This is a genomic window from Solirhodobacter olei (genome assembly GCF_004010155.1).
In the GTDB taxonomy this organism is placed as follows: Bacteria; Pseudomonadota; Alphaproteobacteria; order Rhodobacterales; family Rhodobacteraceae; genus Solirhodobacter; species Solirhodobacter olei.
Genome location: NZ_RRYH01000116.1, coordinates 1 through 340, shown reverse-complemented (window position 1 = coordinate 340; position 340 = coordinate 1). Strand labels below are relative to the sequence as shown.

The 340-nt window shown below is 35.6% G+C and carries 1 protein-coding gene; it reads right to left on the bottom strand.

The features are described 5' to 3' along the window. Positions 1 to 340, bottom strand: a 340-nt coding sequence (locus EIP85_RS22680; RefSeq protein ID WP_206615650.1) for a hypothetical protein, incomplete at both ends; no start/stop codon positions are given.

Below are 340 nucleotides of genomic sequence, written 5' to 3'. Positions count from 1 at the left end.
TTTGCTGATTTTATGATTGAAACCTTAAGTGCATTTGTCTCGGATTCCATTGAAATAATAGCGAGAAATGCCATGCATAAGGTGATGTAAAAATTAAGAGCATTAATCGAAACGAGCTTTCTTACGCGAAAGTTTTCAAACTGGAACATCTGTTTTTTACAACGGAAATATTCTTCTATTTTCCAGCGTGAGAAGTAAGTTCTTGCAACTCGGATCACATCTTCCTTTGATTTGATTTCTTTATTAGTGGCTAGCATCATCGGATGTTCTGTGATGCCATAAACAAGTACCAGGTAAATGTCTTTTCTAGATGCAGTAATCTGTACTTTGACATGCGAAA